General features: G+C 70.6%; 18 protein-coding genes. 10 read left to right on the top strand and 8 right to left on the bottom strand.

Features of this window, described 5'->3' with window-relative positions:
* Positions 1–212 precede the first annotated feature (212 nt).
* The 6 genes from AB0B50_RS14015 (at position 213) to AB0B50_RS13990 (ending at position 8078) form a co-directional block, all read left to right on the top strand.
* A complete protein-coding gene (locus AB0B50_RS14015; protein ID WP_362330000.1) occupies positions 213–2537 on the top strand; it encodes a SulP family inorganic anion transporter in 2325 nt (774 codons plus the stop codon).
* A gap of 74 nt (positions 2538–2611) precedes the next feature.
* A complete protein-coding gene (gene acs, locus AB0B50_RS14010) occupies positions 2612–4612 on the top strand; it encodes an acetate--CoA ligase (protein WP_362329997.1) in 2001 nt (666 codons plus the stop codon).
* A gap of 219 nt (positions 4613–4831) precedes the next feature.
* Positions 4832–6232, top strand: coding sequence for a Na+/H+ antiporter NhaA (nhaA, locus tag AB0B50_RS14005; RefSeq protein WP_362329995.1), 1401 nt, complete (start codon positions 4832–4834; stop codon positions 6230–6232).
* A 52-nt stretch (positions 6233–6284) separates the two neighbouring features.
* Positions 6285–6782, top strand: coding sequence for a phage holin family protein (locus tag AB0B50_RS14000; RefSeq protein WP_362329992.1), 498 nt, complete (start codon positions 6285–6287; stop codon positions 6780–6782).
* Positions 6779–7738 carry an alpha/beta hydrolase gene (locus AB0B50_RS13995; protein WP_362329989.1) on the top strand — a complete coding sequence of 320 codons (960 nt, stop codon included), beginning with the start codon at positions 6779–6781 and terminating at the stop codon, positions 7736–7738. The genes AB0B50_RS14000 and AB0B50_RS13995 overlap by 4 nt, the downstream gene beginning before the upstream one ends.
* Before the next feature lie 151 nt (positions 7739–7889).
* Positions 7890–8078, top strand: coding sequence for a hypothetical protein (locus AB0B50_RS13990; protein WP_362329985.1), 189 nt, complete (start codon positions 7890–7892; stop codon positions 8076–8078).
* A gap of 30 nt (positions 8079–8108) precedes the next feature.
* Here the strand turns inward: AB0B50_RS13990 and AB0B50_RS13985 are convergent, their stop codons facing one another.
* The 3 genes from AB0B50_RS13985 to nth form a co-directional block, all read right to left on the bottom strand.
* Positions 8109–9314: a MarP family serine protease gene (locus AB0B50_RS13985; protein ID WP_362329982.1), complete on the bottom strand. Its 1206-nt coding sequence runs from the start codon at positions 9312–9314 to the stop codon at positions 8109–8111.
* Between the two features lie 49 nt (positions 9315–9363).
* Positions 9364–10020 (bottom strand): CoA pyrophosphatase, encoded by a 657-nt coding sequence (locus tag AB0B50_RS13980; protein ID WP_362330426.1) that lies wholly within the window; start codon positions 10018–10020, stop codon positions 9364–9366.
* Between the two features lie 289 nt (positions 10021–10309).
* Positions 10310–11299, bottom strand: a complete 990-nt coding sequence (nth, locus tag AB0B50_RS13975; protein WP_362329980.1) for an endonuclease III — start codon at positions 11297–11299, stop codon at positions 10310–10312.
* A 405-nt stretch (positions 11300–11704) separates the two neighbouring features.
* Between nth and AB0B50_RS13970 the strand changes: the two genes are divergently transcribed.
* Both AB0B50_RS13970 and AB0B50_RS13965 read left to right on the top strand, forming a co-directional pair.
* Positions 11705–12379, top strand: a complete 675-nt coding sequence (locus AB0B50_RS13970; RefSeq protein WP_016642758.1) for a Crp/Fnr family transcriptional regulator — start codon at positions 11705–11707, stop codon at positions 12377–12379.
* Positions 12380–12498: 119 nt separating this feature from the next.
* Entirely contained in the window at positions 12499–13371 is an 873-nt protein-coding gene (locus AB0B50_RS13965) for a nucleotidyltransferase domain-containing protein (RefSeq protein WP_362329977.1), read from the top strand.
* Here the strand turns inward: AB0B50_RS13965 and AB0B50_RS13960 are convergent.
* The 5 genes from AB0B50_RS13960 to AB0B50_RS13940 form a co-directional block, all read right to left on the bottom strand.
* A complete protein-coding gene (locus AB0B50_RS13960; RefSeq protein WP_362329974.1) occupies positions 13328–14158 on the bottom strand; it encodes an MBL fold metallo-hydrolase in 831 nt (276 codons plus the stop codon). The genes AB0B50_RS13965 and AB0B50_RS13960 overlap by 44 nt on opposite strands.
* Entirely contained in the window at positions 14155–14415 is a 261-nt protein-coding gene (locus AB0B50_RS13955) for a hypothetical protein (RefSeq protein WP_362329971.1), read from the bottom strand. Before AB0B50_RS13955 ends, AB0B50_RS13960 begins: the two co-directional genes overlap by 4 nt.
* Positions 14412–15287, bottom strand: a complete 876-nt coding sequence (locus AB0B50_RS13950) for an NUDIX hydrolase (RefSeq protein ID WP_362329968.1) — start codon at positions 15285–15287, stop codon at positions 14412–14414. The genes AB0B50_RS13955 and AB0B50_RS13950 overlap by 4 nt, the downstream gene beginning before the upstream one ends.
* 84 nt (positions 15288–15371) lie before the next feature.
* Entirely contained in the window at positions 15372–15839 is a 468-nt protein-coding gene (locus AB0B50_RS13945) for a RidA family protein (protein ID WP_362329965.1), read from the bottom strand.
* A complete protein-coding gene (locus AB0B50_RS13940) occupies positions 15836–15997 on the bottom strand; it encodes a DUF4177 domain-containing protein (protein WP_003975360.1) in 162 nt (53 codons plus the stop codon). Before AB0B50_RS13940 ends, AB0B50_RS13945 begins: the two co-directional genes overlap by 4 nt.
* Positions 15998–16102: 105 nt before the next feature.
* On the opposite strand from AB0B50_RS13940, the gene AB0B50_RS13935 reads away from it, so the two are divergent.
* Together AB0B50_RS13935 and AB0B50_RS13930 are read left to right on the top strand one after the other, a co-directional pair.
* Positions 16103–17083, top strand: a complete 981-nt coding sequence (locus AB0B50_RS13935) for an ArsA-related P-loop ATPase (protein WP_362329962.1) — start codon at positions 16103–16105, stop codon at positions 17081–17083.
* Positions 17080–18420 (top strand): ArsA family ATPase, encoded by a 1341-nt coding sequence (locus AB0B50_RS13930; RefSeq protein ID WP_362329959.1) that lies wholly within the window; start codon positions 17080–17082, stop codon positions 18418–18420. The genes AB0B50_RS13935 and AB0B50_RS13930 overlap by 4 nt, the downstream gene beginning before the upstream one ends.
* The last annotated feature ends 14 nt before the right edge of the window (positions 18421–18434 follow it).

Raw genomic sequence — 18434 nt, 5'->3', positions numbered from 1 at the left:
ACCACATTCCTTATTCACTCATCAGGGTGATCGATTGCCCCATTTGCCCCGATAATCCGTCCACGACCTTTACTCTGCATTACGGTTCATTTACCGAGAGTTGAGATATCCCGCCGCTGCAACGCCGTGACCCACGGCCGCGACCCGACCTCCGGAGGCCTCCGGAGGCCCCCTTGTCCCGCGACCGCGCTGCCCCGGAGGAGACGGGAAACATGTCTGCCTGCGTCACTCGCACCACCGACTCGGCCCACACGCCACGCGCCAACAAGCCCCACGCCCCGCCGCCCGGCAAGAGGTTCCGCATCGCGGGCGCCGACCTCTCCGCGTCGGTCGCCGTCTTCCTGATCGCCCTGCCGCTGTCCCTCGGCATCGCCCTCGCCACCGGAGCGCCGCTCCAGGCGGGCCTCGTCGCCGCCGCCGTGGGCGGCATCCTCGCCGGAGCGCTCGGCGGGTCCCCGCTCCAGGTCAGCGGCCCCGCCGCCGGCCTCACCGTCGTCACCGCCGACCTCATCAACCGGTACGGCTGGCGGACCACTTGCGCCATCACCGTCCTCGCCGGAATCGCCCAACTCGTCCTCGGCTTCCTGCGCGTGGCCCGCACCGCGCTCGCCGTCAGCCCCGCCGTCGTGCACGGCATGCTGACCGGCATCGGTGTCACCATCGCCGTCGCCCAGCTGCACATCGTGCTCGGCGGCACGCCCCAGAGCTCCGTGCTCGACAACCTCCGCGCGCTGCCCGCCCAGTTGGCAGACCTGCATCCGGCCGCCCTGACGATCAGCATCCTCACGCTGGCGATCCTGCTGCTCTGGCCGCGGATCCCCGGGCGGGCGGGGCGCATCGCCCGGCTCATGCCCGCCGCGCTCATCTCCGTGGCCGCCGCGACGGCCGTCACACAGCTCGCCGGGCTCCGGGTCGACGAGGTCGACCTGCCCTCGTGGCGCAGTCACGCACTGGCCGGGCTGCCCGAGGGGCCCGCCCTCGGGCTCGTCGCCGCCGTCCTCACCATCACGCTGGTGTGCAGCGTGCAGTCGCTGCTCGGCGCCGTCGCCATCGACAAGCTCGTCGCCAGGCAGCCCGATCTGCACGCGGGCGTGCGCCGCTCCGACCTCAACCGCGAACTGCTCGGCCAGGGCGGCGCCAACATCGTCTCCGGGGTGCTCGGCGGACTGCCCGTCGCCGGGGTCGCCGTGCGCAGTGTCGCCAATGTGCGAGCGGGCGCCGTCAGCAGGAACTCCACGATCCTGCACGGCGTTTGGGTAGTGGTGGCCGCGTTGCTCCTGGTCCCCGTCCTGGAGCTGATCCCCCTCGCCGCACTCGCCGCGCTCGTCATGGTCGTCGGCATCCAGATGGTCAGCCTGAACCACATCCGTACGATCACCCGCCACCGCGAGATCCTCGTCTACGCCGTCACCACCCTCGGCGTGGTGCTTCTCGGCGTGCTCGAAGGGGTGGCGCTCGGCGTCGCCGTCGCCGTAGGTGTCTCGCTGCACCGCCTCGCCCGCACCCGGATCACCCACTGCGAGGAGGACGGCGTCCACCACATCCGCGTACGCGGGCAGTTGACCTTCCTCGCGGTGCCCCGGCTCAGCAGGGCACTCCACCTCGTCCCCCAAGGGGCCGATGCCGTCGTGGAGTTGGACGGCTCCTTCATGGACCATGCCGCGTACGAGTCGCTGCAGTGCTGGCAGGACGAGCACAGTTCGCAGGGCGGCACCGTCGAGGTCACCGGGCGCGCCGGGACCCGCATCGCCGAGCCCGCCAGCGCCTCGCACTCCTGCTGCCGCCCCTGGACGCCGTGGCGCAACCACCACTGCGACCGGCCGCAGGAGGAGGAGCAGATGGGGCGGCCCAGCAACCACCAACTGGCCAGCGGGATCAGCGCGTTCCAGCGGAACACGGCGCCCCATGTGCGCGGCGAGCTCGCCCGGCTCGCGCGTGAGGGGCAGCAGCCCGCGCAGCTCTTCCTGACCTGCGCGGACTCCCGGGTCGTCACCTCGATGATCACGTCAAGCGGTCCCGGTGACCTCTTCGTCGTACGCAATGTGGGCAATCTGGTGCCGCTGCCGGGTGCCGAGAGCGGGGACGACTCGGTGGGCGCCGCGATCGAGTACGCGGTCGATGTGCTCAAGGTGCGGTCCATCACCGTGTGCGGGCACTCCGGGTGCGGCGCGATGCAGGCGCTGCTCAACACCCCGCCCGGGGGCGCCCAGACGCCGCTGAAGCGATGGCTGCGGCACGGCCTGCCGAGCCTGGAGCGGATGGGCGCGCAGGACAGGGCCTGGGCGCGGCTCGCCGGGCGGGCGCCCGCGGACGCGGTCGAGCAGCTCTGTCTCACCAATGTGGTCCAGCAGTTGGAGCACTTGAGAGCGCATGAATCGGTCGCGCGCCGCCTTGCCGAGGGTGATCTCGAGCTGCACGGTATGTACTTCCACGTCGGAGAGGCGCAGGCCTATCTGCTCACGGAGGGCACGGACGCCGAGCAACTCCCCGACGAGGTCTTCGATCAGGTGGCGCCCACAGCACGGGTCAAGGTCTAGCGAGCACCATCCGGGTAAAGGTCTAAACCAATTTTCGGCAGACCCTTGTCACCACGGGTTGTGTCTGATGAGCTGTGGCTTCGGACACAACGGACACCCTGGGAAAGGGAGATGTCGTGAGCAACGAAAGCCTGGCCAACCTCTTGAAGGAGGAGCGTCGCTTCGCGCCGCCGGCGGAGCTGGCAGCCGCCGCGAACGTCACGGCGGAGGCGTACGAACAGGCCAAGGCTGACCGGCTCGGCTTCTGGGCCGAGCAGGCCCGCCGGCTGACCTGGGCCACGGAGCCGACCGAGACGCTCGACTGGTCGAACCCGCCGTTCGCCAAGTGGTTCGCCGACGGGAAGCTCAATGTCGCGTACAACTGCGTCGACCGCCACGTCGAGGCGGGCAACGGCGAGCGCGTCGCGATCCACTTCGAGGGTGAGCCCGGCGACAGCCGGGCCATCACCTACGCCGAGCTCAAGGACGAGGTCAGCAGGGCCGCCAACGCCCTGACCGAGCTGGGCGTCCAGAAGGGCGACCGCGTCGCCGTCTATCTGCCGATGATCCCCGAGGCGGTCGTCGCGATGCTGGCCTGTGCCCGCATCGGCGCCGCCCACTCGGTGGTCTTCGGCGGCTTCTCCGCCGACGCCATCGCGGCCCGCATCAAGGACGCCGACGCCAAGGTCGTCATCACCGCCGACGGCGGCTACCGCCGGGGCAAGCCCTCCGCGCTCAAGCCCGCCGTGGACGAGGCCGTGAGCCGGGTCGACGGGGTCGAGAAGGTCCTCGTCGTCCAGCGCACCCAGCAGGACGTGGCGTGGACCGAGGGCCGCGACGTGTGGTGGCACGAGATCACGCGGAAGCAGTCCGCCGAGCACACCCCCGAGGCCTTCGACGCGGAGCACCCGCTCTTCATCCTCTACACCTCGGGCACCACGGGTAAGCCGAAGGGCATCCTGCACACCTCCGGCGGATACCTCACGCAGGCGTCGTACACCCACCACGCCGTCTTCGACCTCAAGCCGGAGACCGACGTCTACTGGTGCACGGCGGACATCGGCTGGGTCACCGGTCACTCGTACATCACGTACGGCCCGCTGGCGAACGGCGCGACCCAGGTGATGTACGAGGGCACCCCCGACACCCCCCACCAGGGCCGCTTCTGGGAGATCGTCCAGAAGTACGGGGTCACGATCCTCTACACGGCGCCGACGGCGATCCGTACGTTCATGAAGTGGGGCGACGACATCCCCGCGAAGTTCGACCTCAGCAGCCTCCGGGTCCTCGGGTCGGTCGGTGAGCCGATCAACCCCGAGGCGTGGATCTGGTACCGCAAGCACATCGGCGGCGACAAGTGCCCCATCGTGGACACCTGGTGGCAGACCGAGACCGGCGCAATGATGATCTCGCCGCTGCCGGGCGTGACCGAGACCAAGCCCGGTTCCGCGCAGCGTCCGCTGCCCGGCATCTCCGCGACCGTCGTCGACGACGAGGCGAACGAGGTGCCGAACGGCGGCGGTGGCTACCTGGTCCTCACCGAGCCGTGGCCGTCGATGCTGCGCACCATCTGGGGCGACGACCAGCGGTTCATCGACACGTACTGGTCGCGCTTCGAGGGCACGTACTTCGCCGGTGACGGCGCCAAGAAGGACGAGGACGGCGACATCTGGCTGCTCGGCCGCGTGGACGACGTGATGCTCGTGTCCGGGCACAACATCTCCACCACCGAGGTCGAGTCGGCACTCGTCTCGCACCCGGCGGTCGCCGAGGCGGCGGTCGTGGGCGCGGCGGACGAGACGACGGGCCAGGCCATCGTCGCCTTCGTGATCCTGCGCGGCTCGGCGAACGCCGAGGACGAGGGGCTCGTCGCGGACCTGCGCAACCACGTGGGTGCCACGCTCGGCCCGATCGCCAAGCCGAAGCGGGTCCTTCCGGTGGCCGAGCTGCCGAAGACCCGGTCCGGGAAGATCATGCGGCGACTCCTTCGGGACGTCGCGGAGAACCGCGAGCTCGGTGACGTCACCACGCTCACCGACTCGTCCGTGATGGACCTGATCCAGACCAAGCTGCCGGCCGCGCCCAGCGAGGACTAGATCTCCTTCGGATGACGCGAGGGCACCCGGCGCCAAGCGCGCCGGGTGCCCCTTTTGTGCTTAAGGTGAAGATCACTGGATTCGCCCATGCGTACGTTAGGTAAGCTAAGGATCGCGTCAACATCGCGACAAGACGACGCGACGAGAAGTACCTAGGTGCGCCGGGAAGTCTGGTCGGCATGTGCTCAGTCCTGCCTACCCGACCGGAGGTCGACTCTCGTGGCCGCGCCCGCCCCCAGCAACAACAACCGCAAGGTGCTCGGACGCCTCTCGCTCCCCGAGCGGAACTTCGTCGCCAACGCCCTGCGCACGGAGACGGTCGGCGGTGTCCTGCTGCTCGTCGCAGCCGTCACCGCGCTGATCTGGGCGAACACCGCCGGCGGCTCGTACGAATCCGTACGCACCTTCCACCTGGGCCCCGGATCGCTCGGGCTCGACCTCTCCATACAGCACTGGGCGGCCGACGGGCTGCTCGCCGTCTTCTTCTTCGTGGCCGGCATCGAGCTCAAGCGTGAGCTCGTCGCGGGCGACCTGCGCGACCCCAAGGCCGCGGCCCTGCCCGTCGTCGCCGCCCTCTGCGGCATGGCGGTGCCCGCGCTCGTCTACTTCCTGACCAACGCCTTCGGCGGCGGCTCGATGGACGGCTGGGCCGTGCCGACCGCGACCGACATCGCCTTCGCACTCGCGGTTCTCGCGGTCATCGGCACCTCTCTGCCGTCCGCGCTGCGCGCCTTCCTGCTCACGCTCGCCGTCGTCGACGACCTCTTCGCGATCCTGATCATCGCGGTCTTCTTCACCAGCGACCTCAACTTCGCGGCCCTCGGCGGCGCCGTCCTCGGCCTCGCCGTCTTCTGGCTGCTGCTCAGGAAGCGGGTGCGCGGCTGGTACATCTACGTTCCGCTGGCGCTGGCCATCTGGGGCCTGATGTACAACAGCGGCGTCCACGCCACCATCGCCGGTGTCGCCATGGGTCTGATGCTGCGCTGCCACAAGGAGGACGGCGAGCAGCACTCCCCCGGCGAGCACATCGAGCATCTCGTACGCCCCCTCTCCGCGGGCCTGGCCGTGCCGCTGTTCGCCCTGTTCAGCGCCGGTGTCATCGTCTCGGGCGGCGCTCTTGGCGACGTATTCACCCAGCCCGAGACGCTCGGTGTGGTGCTCGGTCTCGTGGTCGGCAAGGCGGTCGGCATCTTCGGCGGCACCTGGCTCGCGGCGCGCTTCACCAAGGCCGAGCTGAACGAGGACCTGGCCTGGCCCGACGTGTTCGCGGTCGCCTCGCTGGCGGGCATCGGCTTCACCGTGTCGCTGCTGATCGGTGAACTCGCCTTCTCCGAGGACCCGCTGCTGACCGACGAGATCAAGGCGGCCGTCCTCATCGGCTCGCTCATCTCGGCGGTGTTCGCCGGGGTGCTGCTGAAGATACGGAACGCCAAGTACCGCAAGCTGTACGAGGACGAGGAGCGCGACGACGACCTCGACGGCATCCCCGACGTCTACGAGATGGACAACCCGGACTACCACCTTCGGATGGCCGCCATCTATGAGAAGAAGGCCGCCGAGCACCGCAGGCGTGCCGAAGTCTCGGGTGGGGAACGCGAGGACGGTGCCGGTCCGGCATGATCTGAGCAGACATATCTCAGAAGAGATCAGAAGAGAAAAAGGGGAGAACGCGATGAGCTCACCCGACGGGCCCGTCGGCGCCGAGCGCAGCCTCGGCCAGCTGGTCGCCACGGCGACCAGCGAGATGTCCGCGCTGGTGCACGACGAGATCGCGCTGGCCAAGGCCCAGCTGCGACAGGACGTCAAGCGCGGTGCGCTCGGCGGTGCCGCGTTCGCCGCGGCAGGCGCGGTCCTCATCTTCTCGCTGCCGATGCTGAGCTTCGCGCTCGCGTACGGCATCCGCACCTGGAGCGACTGGAACCTCGCGATCTGCTTCGTGCTGTCCTTCGCCGCCAATGTGCTGGTGGCCGGGCTGCTCGCGCTGATCGGCGTCGTCTTCGCCAAGAAGGCCAAGAAGGGCAAGGGCCCGCAGAAGGTCGCCGCGTCGGCCAAGGAGACGGCTGCCGTACTGGGGAACGTCAAACCGCATCCCCGCGCGGTGAGCCCTGCGGGTGCCGTCAGTCATCGAGTCGGTGAGACGGCGGAGGCTGTGGCACGCTCGTCCTCATGACGGACCCCGCCCCCCAGGACCCCACGCCCGCCGCCCATTCGGCGCAACCCGCCTCGGTCGTACGCATCGAGGGGCCCTGGACCCACCGGGACGTGGCCGCCAATGGTGCGCGCTTCCACATCGCCGAGATGGGTGACGGGCCGCTGGTCCTGCTCCTGCACGGCTTTCCGCAGTTCTGGTGGTCGTGGCGGCACCAACTGGTGGCGCTCGCCGACGCGGGCTTCCGGGCCGTCGCGATGGACCTGCGGGGCGTGGGCGGCAGCGACCGCACGCCGCGCGGTTACGACCCGGCGAACCTCGCGCTCGACATCACGGGCGTCGTGCGGTCGCTCGGCGAGCCGGACGCCGCGCTCGTCGGGCACGACCTGGGCGGGTACCTCGCGTGGACGGCGGCCGTGATGCGGCCCAAGCTGGTGCGCCGCCTCGCGGTCTCCTCGATGCCGCATCCGCGGCGCTGGCGTTCGGCGATGCTGTCCGACCGGAAGCAGACCGCCGCGGGATCGTACGTGTGGGGCTTCCAGCGGCCGTGGCTGCCGGAGCGTCAACTGGTCACCGACGACGGGGCCCTGGTGGGCCGTCTGGTCCGCGACTGGTCCGGGCCGCGCCTGCCGGACGACGAGACGGTTCAGACGTACCAGCGGGCCATGTGCATCCCCTCGACGGCGCACTGCTCGATCGAGCCGTACCGCTGGATGGTGCGGTCGATGGCGCGACCGGACGGCATCCAGTTCAACCGGCGCATGAAGCGGCCGGTACGGGTGCCCACGCTGCATCTGCACGGATCGCTCGACCCCGTGATGCGTACGAGGAGCGCGGCGGGCTCCGGCGAGTACGTCGAAGCGCCGTATCGCTGGCGGCTGTTCGACGGTCTCGGGCACTTCCCCCATGAGGAGGACCCGGTGGCGTTCTCCACGGAGCTGGTGAACTGGCTGAAGGATCCTGAGCCGGATCGGTGAGGTCCGGATCGGTGAGATCCGGATCGGTGAGTGGGGGTCGTTCGGGGTGCATGGGAACGTCTGTCCTACGAACGCCAATTGCCTGGCGCATAGGCCAATTGGGGCCCCTGTGCGCGATTACCGACCATGAGGCACGGGCACACGTCGGGGTATGGGCTGGACGCACGACTACAGTGACGCAGCACGCAATCGCCGCTCGGCCACAGCGCTGAACAGCCACGAGAGGGGCGGGCCACAGGATCCGGGCCATCACGGCCCCCCTCAAGAGATGGGGATTCCCCGCATTCTCCGCCGGAGGGCCCGCTGGGTCTCCGCGCGGCTCAAGCACACGCGCGACTGACCCCGTCCTGCGGGCCCTCCGACCGCCGCTCTAGAGCGCGCAGCCCTGACTGTCGACCTCCTGGTTGGCGGTGCGGCCCCGCTTGATGTCCTCGCGCACCTCGTCCACGGTCAGCGCATAGCCGGTGTCCGGGTCGTCGAGGGACTTCGCGAAGACCACGCCGTAGACCTTGCCGTCGGGCGTGAGCAGCGGGCCGCCTGAGTTGCCCTGGCGGACGGTCGCGTAGAGCGAGTAGACATCGCGGCGCACGGTGCCTCGGTGGTAGATGTCCGGGCCGTCGGCCGTGATGCGGCCCCGCACGCGCGCGGGTCGGACGTCGTACGGGCCGTCCTCGGGGAAGCCCGCGACGATGGCGCCGGCGCCGCTGGACGCGTCCTTCGACGTGAACTCCAGGGCCGGTGCCTTGAGCGAGGGCACGTCCAGTACGGCGATGTCCCGCTCCCAGTCGTAGAGGACGACCTTCGCGTCGTACGTCTGGCTCTCGCCGCCTATCTGGACCGTCGGCTCGTCCACGCCGCCGACCACGTGCGCGTTCGTCATCACGCGGCGGTCGGCGAAGACGAAGCCGGTGCCTTCGAGGACCTTGCCGCAGCTGCGGGCCTCGCCGCGGACCTTCACGATGGAGCGCTTGGCGGTCGTGGCGACCTGGCTCTTGGCGAGCTTGGGGTCCGGAGGGCTGACCTCCGTGATCGGCTCGTTCGAGAACGGGCTGAAGACCTGCGGGAAGCCGTTGCGCGCGAGGGTCGAGCGGAAGTCCGTGAACCAGGTGTCGGCCTGGCCCGGCAGGGCGCGGTCGACGCCGAGCAGCACCTTTGAGCTGCGCAGCTCCTTGCCGAGCGTCGGCAGCGTCGCGCCCGCGAGGAGCGAGCCGATGAGCCAGGCGACGAGGAGCATCGCCACCACGTTGACCAGGGCGCCGCCCGTCGCGTCCAGGGCGCGGGCGGGCTGCCACGTGATGTATCTGCGCAGCTTGTTACCGAGGTGGGTGGTGAAGGCCTGACCGATCGAGGCGCAGACGATCACGATGACGACGGCGACCACGGCCGCCGTCGTGCTCACCGCGGCCGCGTCGTCGTCCGTGAGCGCCTCCCAGACGATCGGCAGCAGATAGACGGCGACGAGACCGCCGCCCAGGAATCCGATCACCGAGAGGATGCCGACCACGAAGCCCTGGCGGTAGCCGACGATCGCGAACCAGACCGCGGCAAGCAGCAACAGGACGTCCAGCACGTTCACCGATTCAATCCTCGCCTCGCATCGCGGTCGCCACGTCCCCGCAACCTTGTCATGCGCGCCAGTCGAGCGGGACCTGCCTGTCGCGGTCCCACGGGCGCTCCCAGCCTGCGAAGTGCAGGAGTCTATCGATCACTCCGGCCGTAAAACCCCAGACCAGAGCGGACTCGACGAGGAAGGCGGGGCCGTGGTGACCGCTGGGGTGGACCGCCGTGGCCCGATTCGCGGGGTCCGTGAGATCGGACACGGGGACCGTGAAGACCCGGGCCGTCTCGTTCGGGTCGACGACGCCCACGGGGGTCGGGGTGCGCCACCAGCCGAGCACGGGCGTCACGACGAAGTCGCTCACGGGGATGAAGAGGCGGGGCAGCACGCCGAAGAGCTGGACGCCGCGGGGGTCGAGGCCCGTCTCCTCCTCGGCCTCGCGCAGGGCGGCGCGGAGCGGGCCCTCGGCCTGCGGGTCGCCGTCCTCGGGGTCGAGGGCGCCGCCGGGGAAGGAGGGCTGTCCCGCGTGCGAGCGGAGGGAGCCCGCGCGCTCCATCAGGAGCAGCTCGGGGCCCTGCTCGCCCTCTCCGAAGAGGACGAGTACGGCGGACTGGCGTCCGGCGCCGCTCTCCGGAGGCAGGAAGCGGCTCAGCTGGAGCGGCTGGATGGTCTCGGCGGCGTGGACGACGGGGTCCAGCCACGGGGGCAGGCCCGCGGCGCTCACGAGGGCGCGAACGTCCTGTTCTGCGGCTTCTGCAGCGTGGCCGCGCCTTCCGTCGCTCGTCCTGTCGTGCCTTCCGCCGTGCCTTCCGCCGTGCTTTCCGTCGTGCTTTCCGCCGTGCTTTCCGTCGTGCTTTCCGTCGTGCTTTCCGTCGGTCTCTTCGAAACCGCTGCCCAAGTGGTTCGTATCGCTGTTCGTGGCGTTCGTCGTCTCGCTCGCGTGCGTCATCGGCACCCCCGTCCGTGTTGGAGAACGCTCTTGGCCCCTCGGTTCGTTCCTCCCGGCTCCGATGTCACCCCGCCGTGAGCGGGGGCGCCGGCTTGCCCGGGTAGTCCGACGGCGGCTTCAGGCGCTGGCCCGGGAGTCCGCCCATCTCGTACTTCAGGAGCTTCTTCGCCTTCTCCGGGTCGGTCTCGCCCTCTCCGTACGACGGGCAGAGCGGGGCGATCGGGCAGGCACCGCAGGCGGGCTTGCGGGAGTGGCAGATGCGGCGGCCGTGGAAGATCACGCGGTGCGAGAGCATCGTCCACTCGCTCTTCGGGAAGAGCGCCGCGACGGCCGTCTCGACCTTCTCCGGGTCCGTCTCCTCGGTCCACTTCCAGCGGCGTACGAGGCGGCCGAAGTGGGTGTCGACGGTGATTCCGGGGACGCCGAAGGCGTTGCCCAGGACGACGAAGGCGGTCTTGCGGCCCACTCCGGGCAGCTTGACCAGGTCTTCGAGGCGGCCCGGGACCTCGCCTCCGAAGTCGTCGCGCAGTGCCTTGGCCAGACCCATGATCGACTTCGTCTTGGCCCGGAAGAAGCCGGTCGGTCTGATCAGCTCCTCGACCTCCTCGGGGACGGCCGCGGCGAGGTCCTCCGGGGTCGGGTACGCGGCGAAGAGGCGGGGGGTCGTCTGGTTCACGCGCAGGTCGGTGGTCTGCGCGGAGAGCACCGTGGCGACCAGGAGCTCGAAGGGGTTCTCGAAGTCCAGCTCGGGGTGGGCGTACGAATACACCTCGGCAAGCTCCCGGTTGATCCGCCGGGCCCGACGGACGAGGGCGGTGTGGGACTCCTGGGGGGCAATCTTGGCGGGAGCGGCCTTGGCGGGGGCGGCCTTCTTGGCTGCCGGTGACTTCTTGGCCGGGGCAGCCGTCTTCTTGGCGGAGGCGGCAGTGGTGGTCTTCGCCGTGGCGGTGGACCTCTTGGCGGCAGGTGCCGCCTTCTTGGCTGTCGCTGCCTTCTTCGCGGGGGTCGTCGTCGCCGATGCCGGGTTCTTCCCGGGCGTCGCCTTCTTTGTCATCGGTGCCTTCTTCGCCGGGGGCTGCTGTTGTGCGGGGGGCGTGGTCGTCCGCTGGGGTGGCGTTGGCGGATGCGTCGACGTTGTCCGTTTTGTCGCTTTATTGCGAGTGCCGGACGCTTGTTCGCCCACAGCGGAATCGCGGGGTGCGGCCACCTTCTCAGCCCCCACGGCCTGCGCTCTCACCGGCTTTTTGGACACCCGGCCAGCCTAGGGCCCGGCACTGACATCCGTCCTTGACCCCATGGATCGGCCCCCAATTGGCCCCCTCCCGCACAGCATGCGACGCCAGTGCGGCAGACTTGTGACTGATCACACTGTTTGGACCGTCCGGCAAAATGGGGAACACGGTCCCCTGATATGCGGGGGAATCAAGATCCCCTGAGCAGGTCGACAAGGAGAGAACTCGTGGACGACGTTCTGCGGCGCGCCCCACTCTTCGCGGCGCTCGATGACGAGCAGGCCGCGGAGCTCCGCGCCTCCATGAGTGAGGTGACGCTCGCGCGCGGGGATGCGCTTTTCCATGAGGGCGACCCCGGAGACCGCCTGTACGTGGTCACCGAGGGCAAGGTGAAGCTGCACCGCACCTCGCCCGACGGCCGCGAGAACATGCTCGCGGTGCTCGGCCCCGGTGAGCTCATCGGTGAGCTGTCGCTCTTCGACCCGGGCCCGCGGACCGCGACGGCCTCCGCCCTCACCGAGGTCAAGCTGCTCGGCCTGGGCCACGGCGACCTCCAGCCGTGGCTGAACGCCCGCCCCGAGGTGGCCGCCGCGCTGCTGCGCGCCGTCGCCCGGCGCCTGCGCAAGACCAACGACCAGATGTCCGACCTGGTCTTCTCCGACGTGCCTGGCCGTGTGGCCCGCGCGCTGCTCGACCTGTCGCGCCGCTTCGGCGTGCAGTCCGAGGAGGGCATCCACGTCGTGCACGACCTCACGCAGGAAGAGCTCGCCCAGCTGGTCGGCGCCTCCCGCGAGACGGTCAACAAGGCGCTCGCGGACTTCGCGGGACGCGGGTGGCTGCGGCTCGAGGCCCGCGCCGTGATCCTGCTGGACGTGGAGCGGCTCGCCAAGCGGTCGCGCTGACGATCCGTTCGTACGTCGCCGGGCCCTGTCTCTTCGGAGGCGGGGCCCGGTTTCGTCCTCCCCCGGTTGCCCCGCCAAAAGCGCGTGACCTCAGCGGTTCCTCGCTGCACAGTTGCCCCATGAACAGGAGTGCCGTCACCAGTGCCGGGACCGGGCTCGACGAGGACGGGTACATCGCGCGTGAAGGGTCCCTCGCGCGCGTGCCGGACGCGTTCCGTCCCGTCGTCGCCGCGGCGCGCGACCGCGTGCTCGCGCTGTTCGGGGCCCGGCTGGACAGTGCGTACCTCTATGGATCCGTTCCCCGGGGAACGGCGCGGATCGGGCGGTCCGACCTCGATCTGCTGATCGTCCTGCGCGATGAGCCCGGCGCGGCCGACCGGACCGCCGTCGACGCCCTGGAGAGCGCGCTCGACGCGGAGTTCGAGCAGATCGACGGGGTCGGGGCGCTGCTGCTCGGGCGGGAGCGGGTGCTGAGCTCCCTGGAGACGTACGACCTGGGGTGGTTCGTCGCCTGCCTCTGCACGCCGCTGCTCGGCGACGACCTCGCCGAGTTCCTGCCGCGCTACCGGCCCGACGGCCTGCTCGCCCGGGAGACCAACGGGGACCTCGCGCTGTTCCTGCCGCGGTGGCGCGAGCGGGTCGCCGCGGCCCCGGACGACGACGGGCTGCGGCGGGTGTGCCGCCTCGTCTCGCGGCACCTCGTGCGGACCGCCTTCACGCTCGTCATGCCGCGGTGGGGCGGCTGGACCAGCGACCTCGGCGAGATGGCCGAGGTGTTCGCGCGGTACTACCCGCAGTGGGGCGAGCCGATCCGTGGCGCCGCCGCCGTCGCGTACGAACCCGTCGCCGACCGGGACCTCCTCACCTCGTACACCGAGGAGGTCGGGCCGTGGCTGGCCGCCGAGTACGCGGCGGCGCACGGCGTGAAGGCGCCGCGCGAACCCGTCGTCAGATCAGGCCGTGCTCCCGCAGGTAGTCCAGCTGCGCCCTGACGGAGAGCTCCGCCGCGGGCCACAGGGAGCGGTCCACGTCGGCGTACACGTGTGCGACGACGTCGGTGGCCTCCACGTGGCCGTTCTCCACGGCCGTCTCGACCTGGGCCAGGCGGTTGGCGCGGTGCGCGAGGTAGAACTCGACGGCTCCCTGGGCGTCCTCCAGGACCGGGCCGTGGCCCGGCAGGACCGTGTGGACGCCGTCGTCGACCGTCAGGGAGCGCAGGCGGCGCAGGGAGTCGAGATAGTCGCCCAGGCGGCCGTCGGGGTGCGCCACGACCGTCGTGCCGCGGCCGAGGATCGTGTCGCCCGTCAGGACCGCGCGGTCGGCGGGCAGATGGAAGCAGAGGGAGTCCGCGGTGTGGCCGGGGGTGGGGACGACACGCATCTCCAGGCCGCCGGTGGTGATGACGTCGCCGGCCGCGAGGCCCTCGTCGCCGAGGCGCAGGGCGGGGTCGAGGGCGCGTACGTGAGTGCGGGTCAGCTCGGCGAAGCGGGCGGCGCCCTCGGCGTGGTCGGGGTGGCCGTGGGTGAGCAGGGTCAGGGCCACGCGCTTGCCGGCCTTCTCGGCGGTCTCGATGACGTGGCTCAGATGGGCGTCGTCCAGCGGGCCCGGGTCGATGACCACCGCGAGCGGGGAGTCCGGCTCCGAGACGATCCAGGTGTTCGTGCCGTCCAGCGTCATCGCGGAGGGATTGGGCGCGAGGACGTTCACCGCGCGGGCGGTGGCGGGGCCGCTGAGGACTCCGCCGCGCGGCTGGCCGGGGAGGGCTGCGGCATCGGTCATGCGGGGGTGACTCCTGTCGGGGCGAGTGTCGGGGCGGGGGCGGACGTGGGGCGGGGGCGGGTGGCTGCGAGGCGGGACCTCGGGTGCTCGGCGAGGAGTTGGCCCGGCACGGGATCGGCCTTCGGGCACTCGGCGAGGAGTTGGCCCGGCACGGGATCGGCCTTCGGGCACTCGGCGCGGCGTCGGCCCGGCGCGGGATCAGCCTTCAGGCACTCGGCGCGGCGTCGGCCCGGCGCGGGATCGGCGGGCGTGGTCAACTGGCGCCGCCCCGTGTGATGTGCTTCGTGAACTCCGCGTGGCCCGGCCAGGAGAGAGTCAGGGTGTCGCCCTCCAGGCGTGCCTGGGCCAGGACCGGGGTCATGTCCTGGGACGGGGCCGCGGACAGGGCCTCTCGGGGCGAACCGTGGGGGCTCAGGGCGCGGAGGGTCGCGATGGTGGGCGGCATCATCAGGAGCTCGCCCTTGTCGTAGCGGGCCGCGGCCTCCGCGGGGCGGATCCAGACCGTGCGGTCGGCCTCCGTGGAGGCGTTGCGGGTGCGCTGGCCCTCGGGGAGCGCGGCCACGAAGAAGAACGTGTCGTACCGCTTGGGCTCGAACTCGGGCGTGATCCAGCGGGCCCACGCGGCCAGGAGGTCGCTGCGCAGGAACAGGCCGCGGCGGTCCAGGAAGTCCGCGAAGGAGAGGTCGCGGGCCACCAGGGCCTCACGGTCCGCCTCCCAGTCCTCGCCCGTGGTGTCGCCGATGACGGTGTCCGGGGTGGGCCCCGCGAGCAGGACACCCGCTTCCTCGTACGTCTCGCGGACCGCCGCGCAGACGATCGCCTGGGCCTCGGCCTCGCCGTCGACGCCGAGGCGCGCCGCCCAGGACGCGCGCGTGGGGCCCGCCCAGCGCACCAGGTGGTCGTCGTCGCGCGGGTCGACGCCGCCGCCCGGATACGCGTACGCGCCTCCGGCGAAGGCCATGGAGGCGCGTCTGCGCAGCATGTGTACTTCAGGTGCGCCGTTCTCCGCACCGTCCCTGAGGAGCATGACGGTCGCGGCGCGACGCGGCGTCGCGGGTGTCAGCTCGCCCCGCGCGAGGGCGCGGATGCGGTCGGGCCACTCCGGGGGGTACCACTGCCCATTTGCCATGGGCGGAGGCTATCCCCTAGTGGGCTGATGTTCGAGAGGCAACAATCGGTGCCCCCAAGAGGCCGAAAAGCGGCTGAACAGCCCTCAGGCCTCCGTCAGTTCCACCTGGAACTCGACCTCGACCGGAGCGTCCAGCGGGAGCACGGCGACGCCGACGGCGCTGCGCGCGTGCACACCCTTGTCACCGAGCACCTCGCCGAGGAGCTCACTGGCGCCGTTGATCACGCCGGGCTGGCCCGTGAAGTCCGGGGCCGACGCGACGAAGCCGACGACCTTCACGACGCGCGCGATGCGGTCCAGGTCACCGGCGACCGACTTCACGGCGGCCAGGGCGTTCAGGGCGCAGATGCGGGCGAGGTCCTTGGCCTCCTCCGCGGTGACCTCGGCGCCGACCTTGCCGGTCACGCCGAGCTTGCCGTCCACCATCGGGAGCTGGCCCGCGGTGTAGACGTACACACCGGACTGGACGGCCGGCTGGTAGGAGGCGAGCGGCGGCACGACCTCGGGCAGCGTCAGGCCGAGCGACGCGAGCTTGTCCTCGACGGCGCTCATGCCTGCTTCTCCCGCTTCAGGTAGGCCACCAGCTGCTCGGGGTTGTTCGGTCCGGGCACGACCTGGACCAGCTCCCAGCCGTCCTCGCCCCAGGTGTCCAGAATCTGCTTCGTGGCGTGGACGAGCAGAGGCACGGTTGCGTATTCCCACTTGGTCATATGGCCGACTGTAGTCGGTGTCAGGGACTGCTCCGGGTCGATGTGGGGGGCCGCTCAGGGTGGGCTCCTGCGTGGGCCGGGCGGCGACTGGTTAGGCTCGAAGACGTGAGCAGGCTCCAGGTCGTCAGTGGCAAGGGCGGTACCGGCAAGACCACGGTGGCCGCGGCCCTCGCGCTCGCCCTGGCGACGGAGGGCAAACGCACCCTCCTCGTCGAGGTCGAGGGCAGGCAGGGCATCGCGCAGCTCTTCGAGACCGAAGCGCTGCCCTATGAGGAGCGGAAGATCGCCGTCGCTCCCGGGGGCGGGGAGGTGCATGCCCTCGCGATCGACCCCGAGCTCGCGCTGCTCGACTACCTCCAGATGTTCTACAAACTGGGGGGCGCGGGCCGGGCGCTCAAGAAACTCGGGGCCATCGACTTCGCCACCACCATCGCGCCGGGGCTGAGGGACGTCCTGCTGACCGGCAAGGCGTGCGAGGCCGTGCGCCGCAAGGACAAGCGCGGGCGGTACGCGTACGACTGCGTGGTGATGGACGCGCCGCCCACCGGCCGCATCACACGCTTCCTGAACGTGAACGACGAGGTCGCCGGGCTCGCGAAGATCGGGCCCATACACAACCAGGCGCAGGCCGTGATGCGGGTGCTCAAGTCGCCGGAGACCGCTGTGCACTTGGTGACCCTCCTGGAGGAGATGCCCGTCCAGGAGACCGCGGACGGGATCGCCGAACTGCGGGAGGCCCAGCTGCCCGTGGGACGGGTGATCGTCAACATGGTGCGCCCCGTGGTGCTCGACGAGGCCGCGCTGGAGCTGGGCCTTGAGCAGACGCCGCGTACCGCCATCGCCAAGTCCCTGTCCGCCGCGGGGCTCGGTGGGGCGCGGCGCGGCGGCGTCGCCGAGCGCCTCGTCGATCCGCTCCTGGAGCAGGCCGCGGAGTACGCCGAGCGGTACGCCCTGGAGCGCGACCAGCGCGCCCAGCTCACGGAGTTCGGCCAGCCCCTGCACGAACTCCCGCTGCTCACGGGCGGGATGGACCTCGCGGGCCTCTACGAGCTCGCCACGGCACTGCGGAAGCAAGGGATCGCATGACCCCGGAACCGGCACGGACCCTGGACCCCGCCCGCGCGCTGGATGTCGACTCCCTGATCGACGACCCGAAGACCCGCATCGTGGTGTGCTGCGGCTCCGGAGGCGTCGGCAAGACCACCACGGCGGCCGCCATCGGGCTGCGCGCGGCCGAGCGGGGCCGCAAGGTGGTCGTACTCACCATCGACCCGGCGCGCAGGCTCGCGCAGTCCATGGGCATCGACTCGCTCGACAACGTGCCGCGGCGGGTCAAGGACATCGACGGCGACGGCGAACTGCACGCCATGATGCTCGACATGAAGCGGACCTTCGACGAGATCGTCGAGGCGCACGCGGACGAGGAGCGAGCGAAGGCCATCCTCAACAACCCCTTCTACCAGTCGCTTTCGGCGGGCTTCGCGGGCACGCAGGAGTACATGGCGATGGAGAAACTGGGGCAGCTGCGGTCCAGGGACGAGTGGGACCTGATCGTCGTCGACACGCCTCCCTCGCGGTCCGCCCTCGACTTCCTGGACGCGCCCAAGCGCCTCGGGTCGTTCCTGGACGGGAAGTTGATCCGGCTGCTCATGGCGCCGGCGAAGGTGGGCGGCCGCGCGGGGATGAAGTTCCTGAACGTCGGCATGTCGATGATGACGGGGGCGCTCGGCAAGCTGCTCGGCGGGCAGCTGCTGCGTGACGTGCAGACGTTCGTGGCCGCGATGGACAGCATGTTCGGCGGTTTCCGTACGCGGGCCGACGCGACGTACCGACTGCTGCAGGCGCCCGGTACGGCGTTCCTCGTGGTGGCGTCGCCGGAGCGGGACGCGCTGCGGGAGGCCGCGTACTTCGTGGAGCGGCTCGCCGCGGACGACATGCCGCTCGCGGGTCTCGTACTCAACCGCGTGCACGGCAGCGGTGCCGCTCAGCTGTCGGCCGAGCGGGCACTTGCCGCCGCGGAAAATCTTGAGGAGAGCCGCATTGTGGATCAGGAGGGCGGGAAGATTGGAGTTCGTAACTCCCCCGAGAATCCCGCGACTTCCGAGAATCCCGAGCTTCCCGAGACTTCCGAACCCCACGAACCGGCCGACGACACGTCTGTCGAGGTGTCCGACAACGCGCCTGTCGATGTGTCCGACGACGCGTCCATCGACACGTCAGTCGACACGTCCGTCGAGCAGCTGACCGCGGGGCTATTGCGTCTGCATGCGGAGCGCATGCAGCTGCTCGCGCGTGAACAGCGCACGCGTGATCGCTTCATCGCGCTCCACCCTGAGGTGGCGGTGGCCGAGGTGGCCGCGCTGCCGGGCGATGTGCACGACCTCGCGGGCCTCCGGGCCATCGGGGACCGGCTGGCGGGCTGACTGGCTCGGGTTGC

The organism is Streptomyces sp. NPDC041068 (assembly GCF_040647455.1).
In the GTDB taxonomy this organism is placed as follows: Bacteria; Actinomycetota; Actinomycetes; order Streptomycetales; family Streptomycetaceae; genus Streptomyces.
This window is presented reverse-complemented; position numbering and strand designations above follow the sequence as displayed.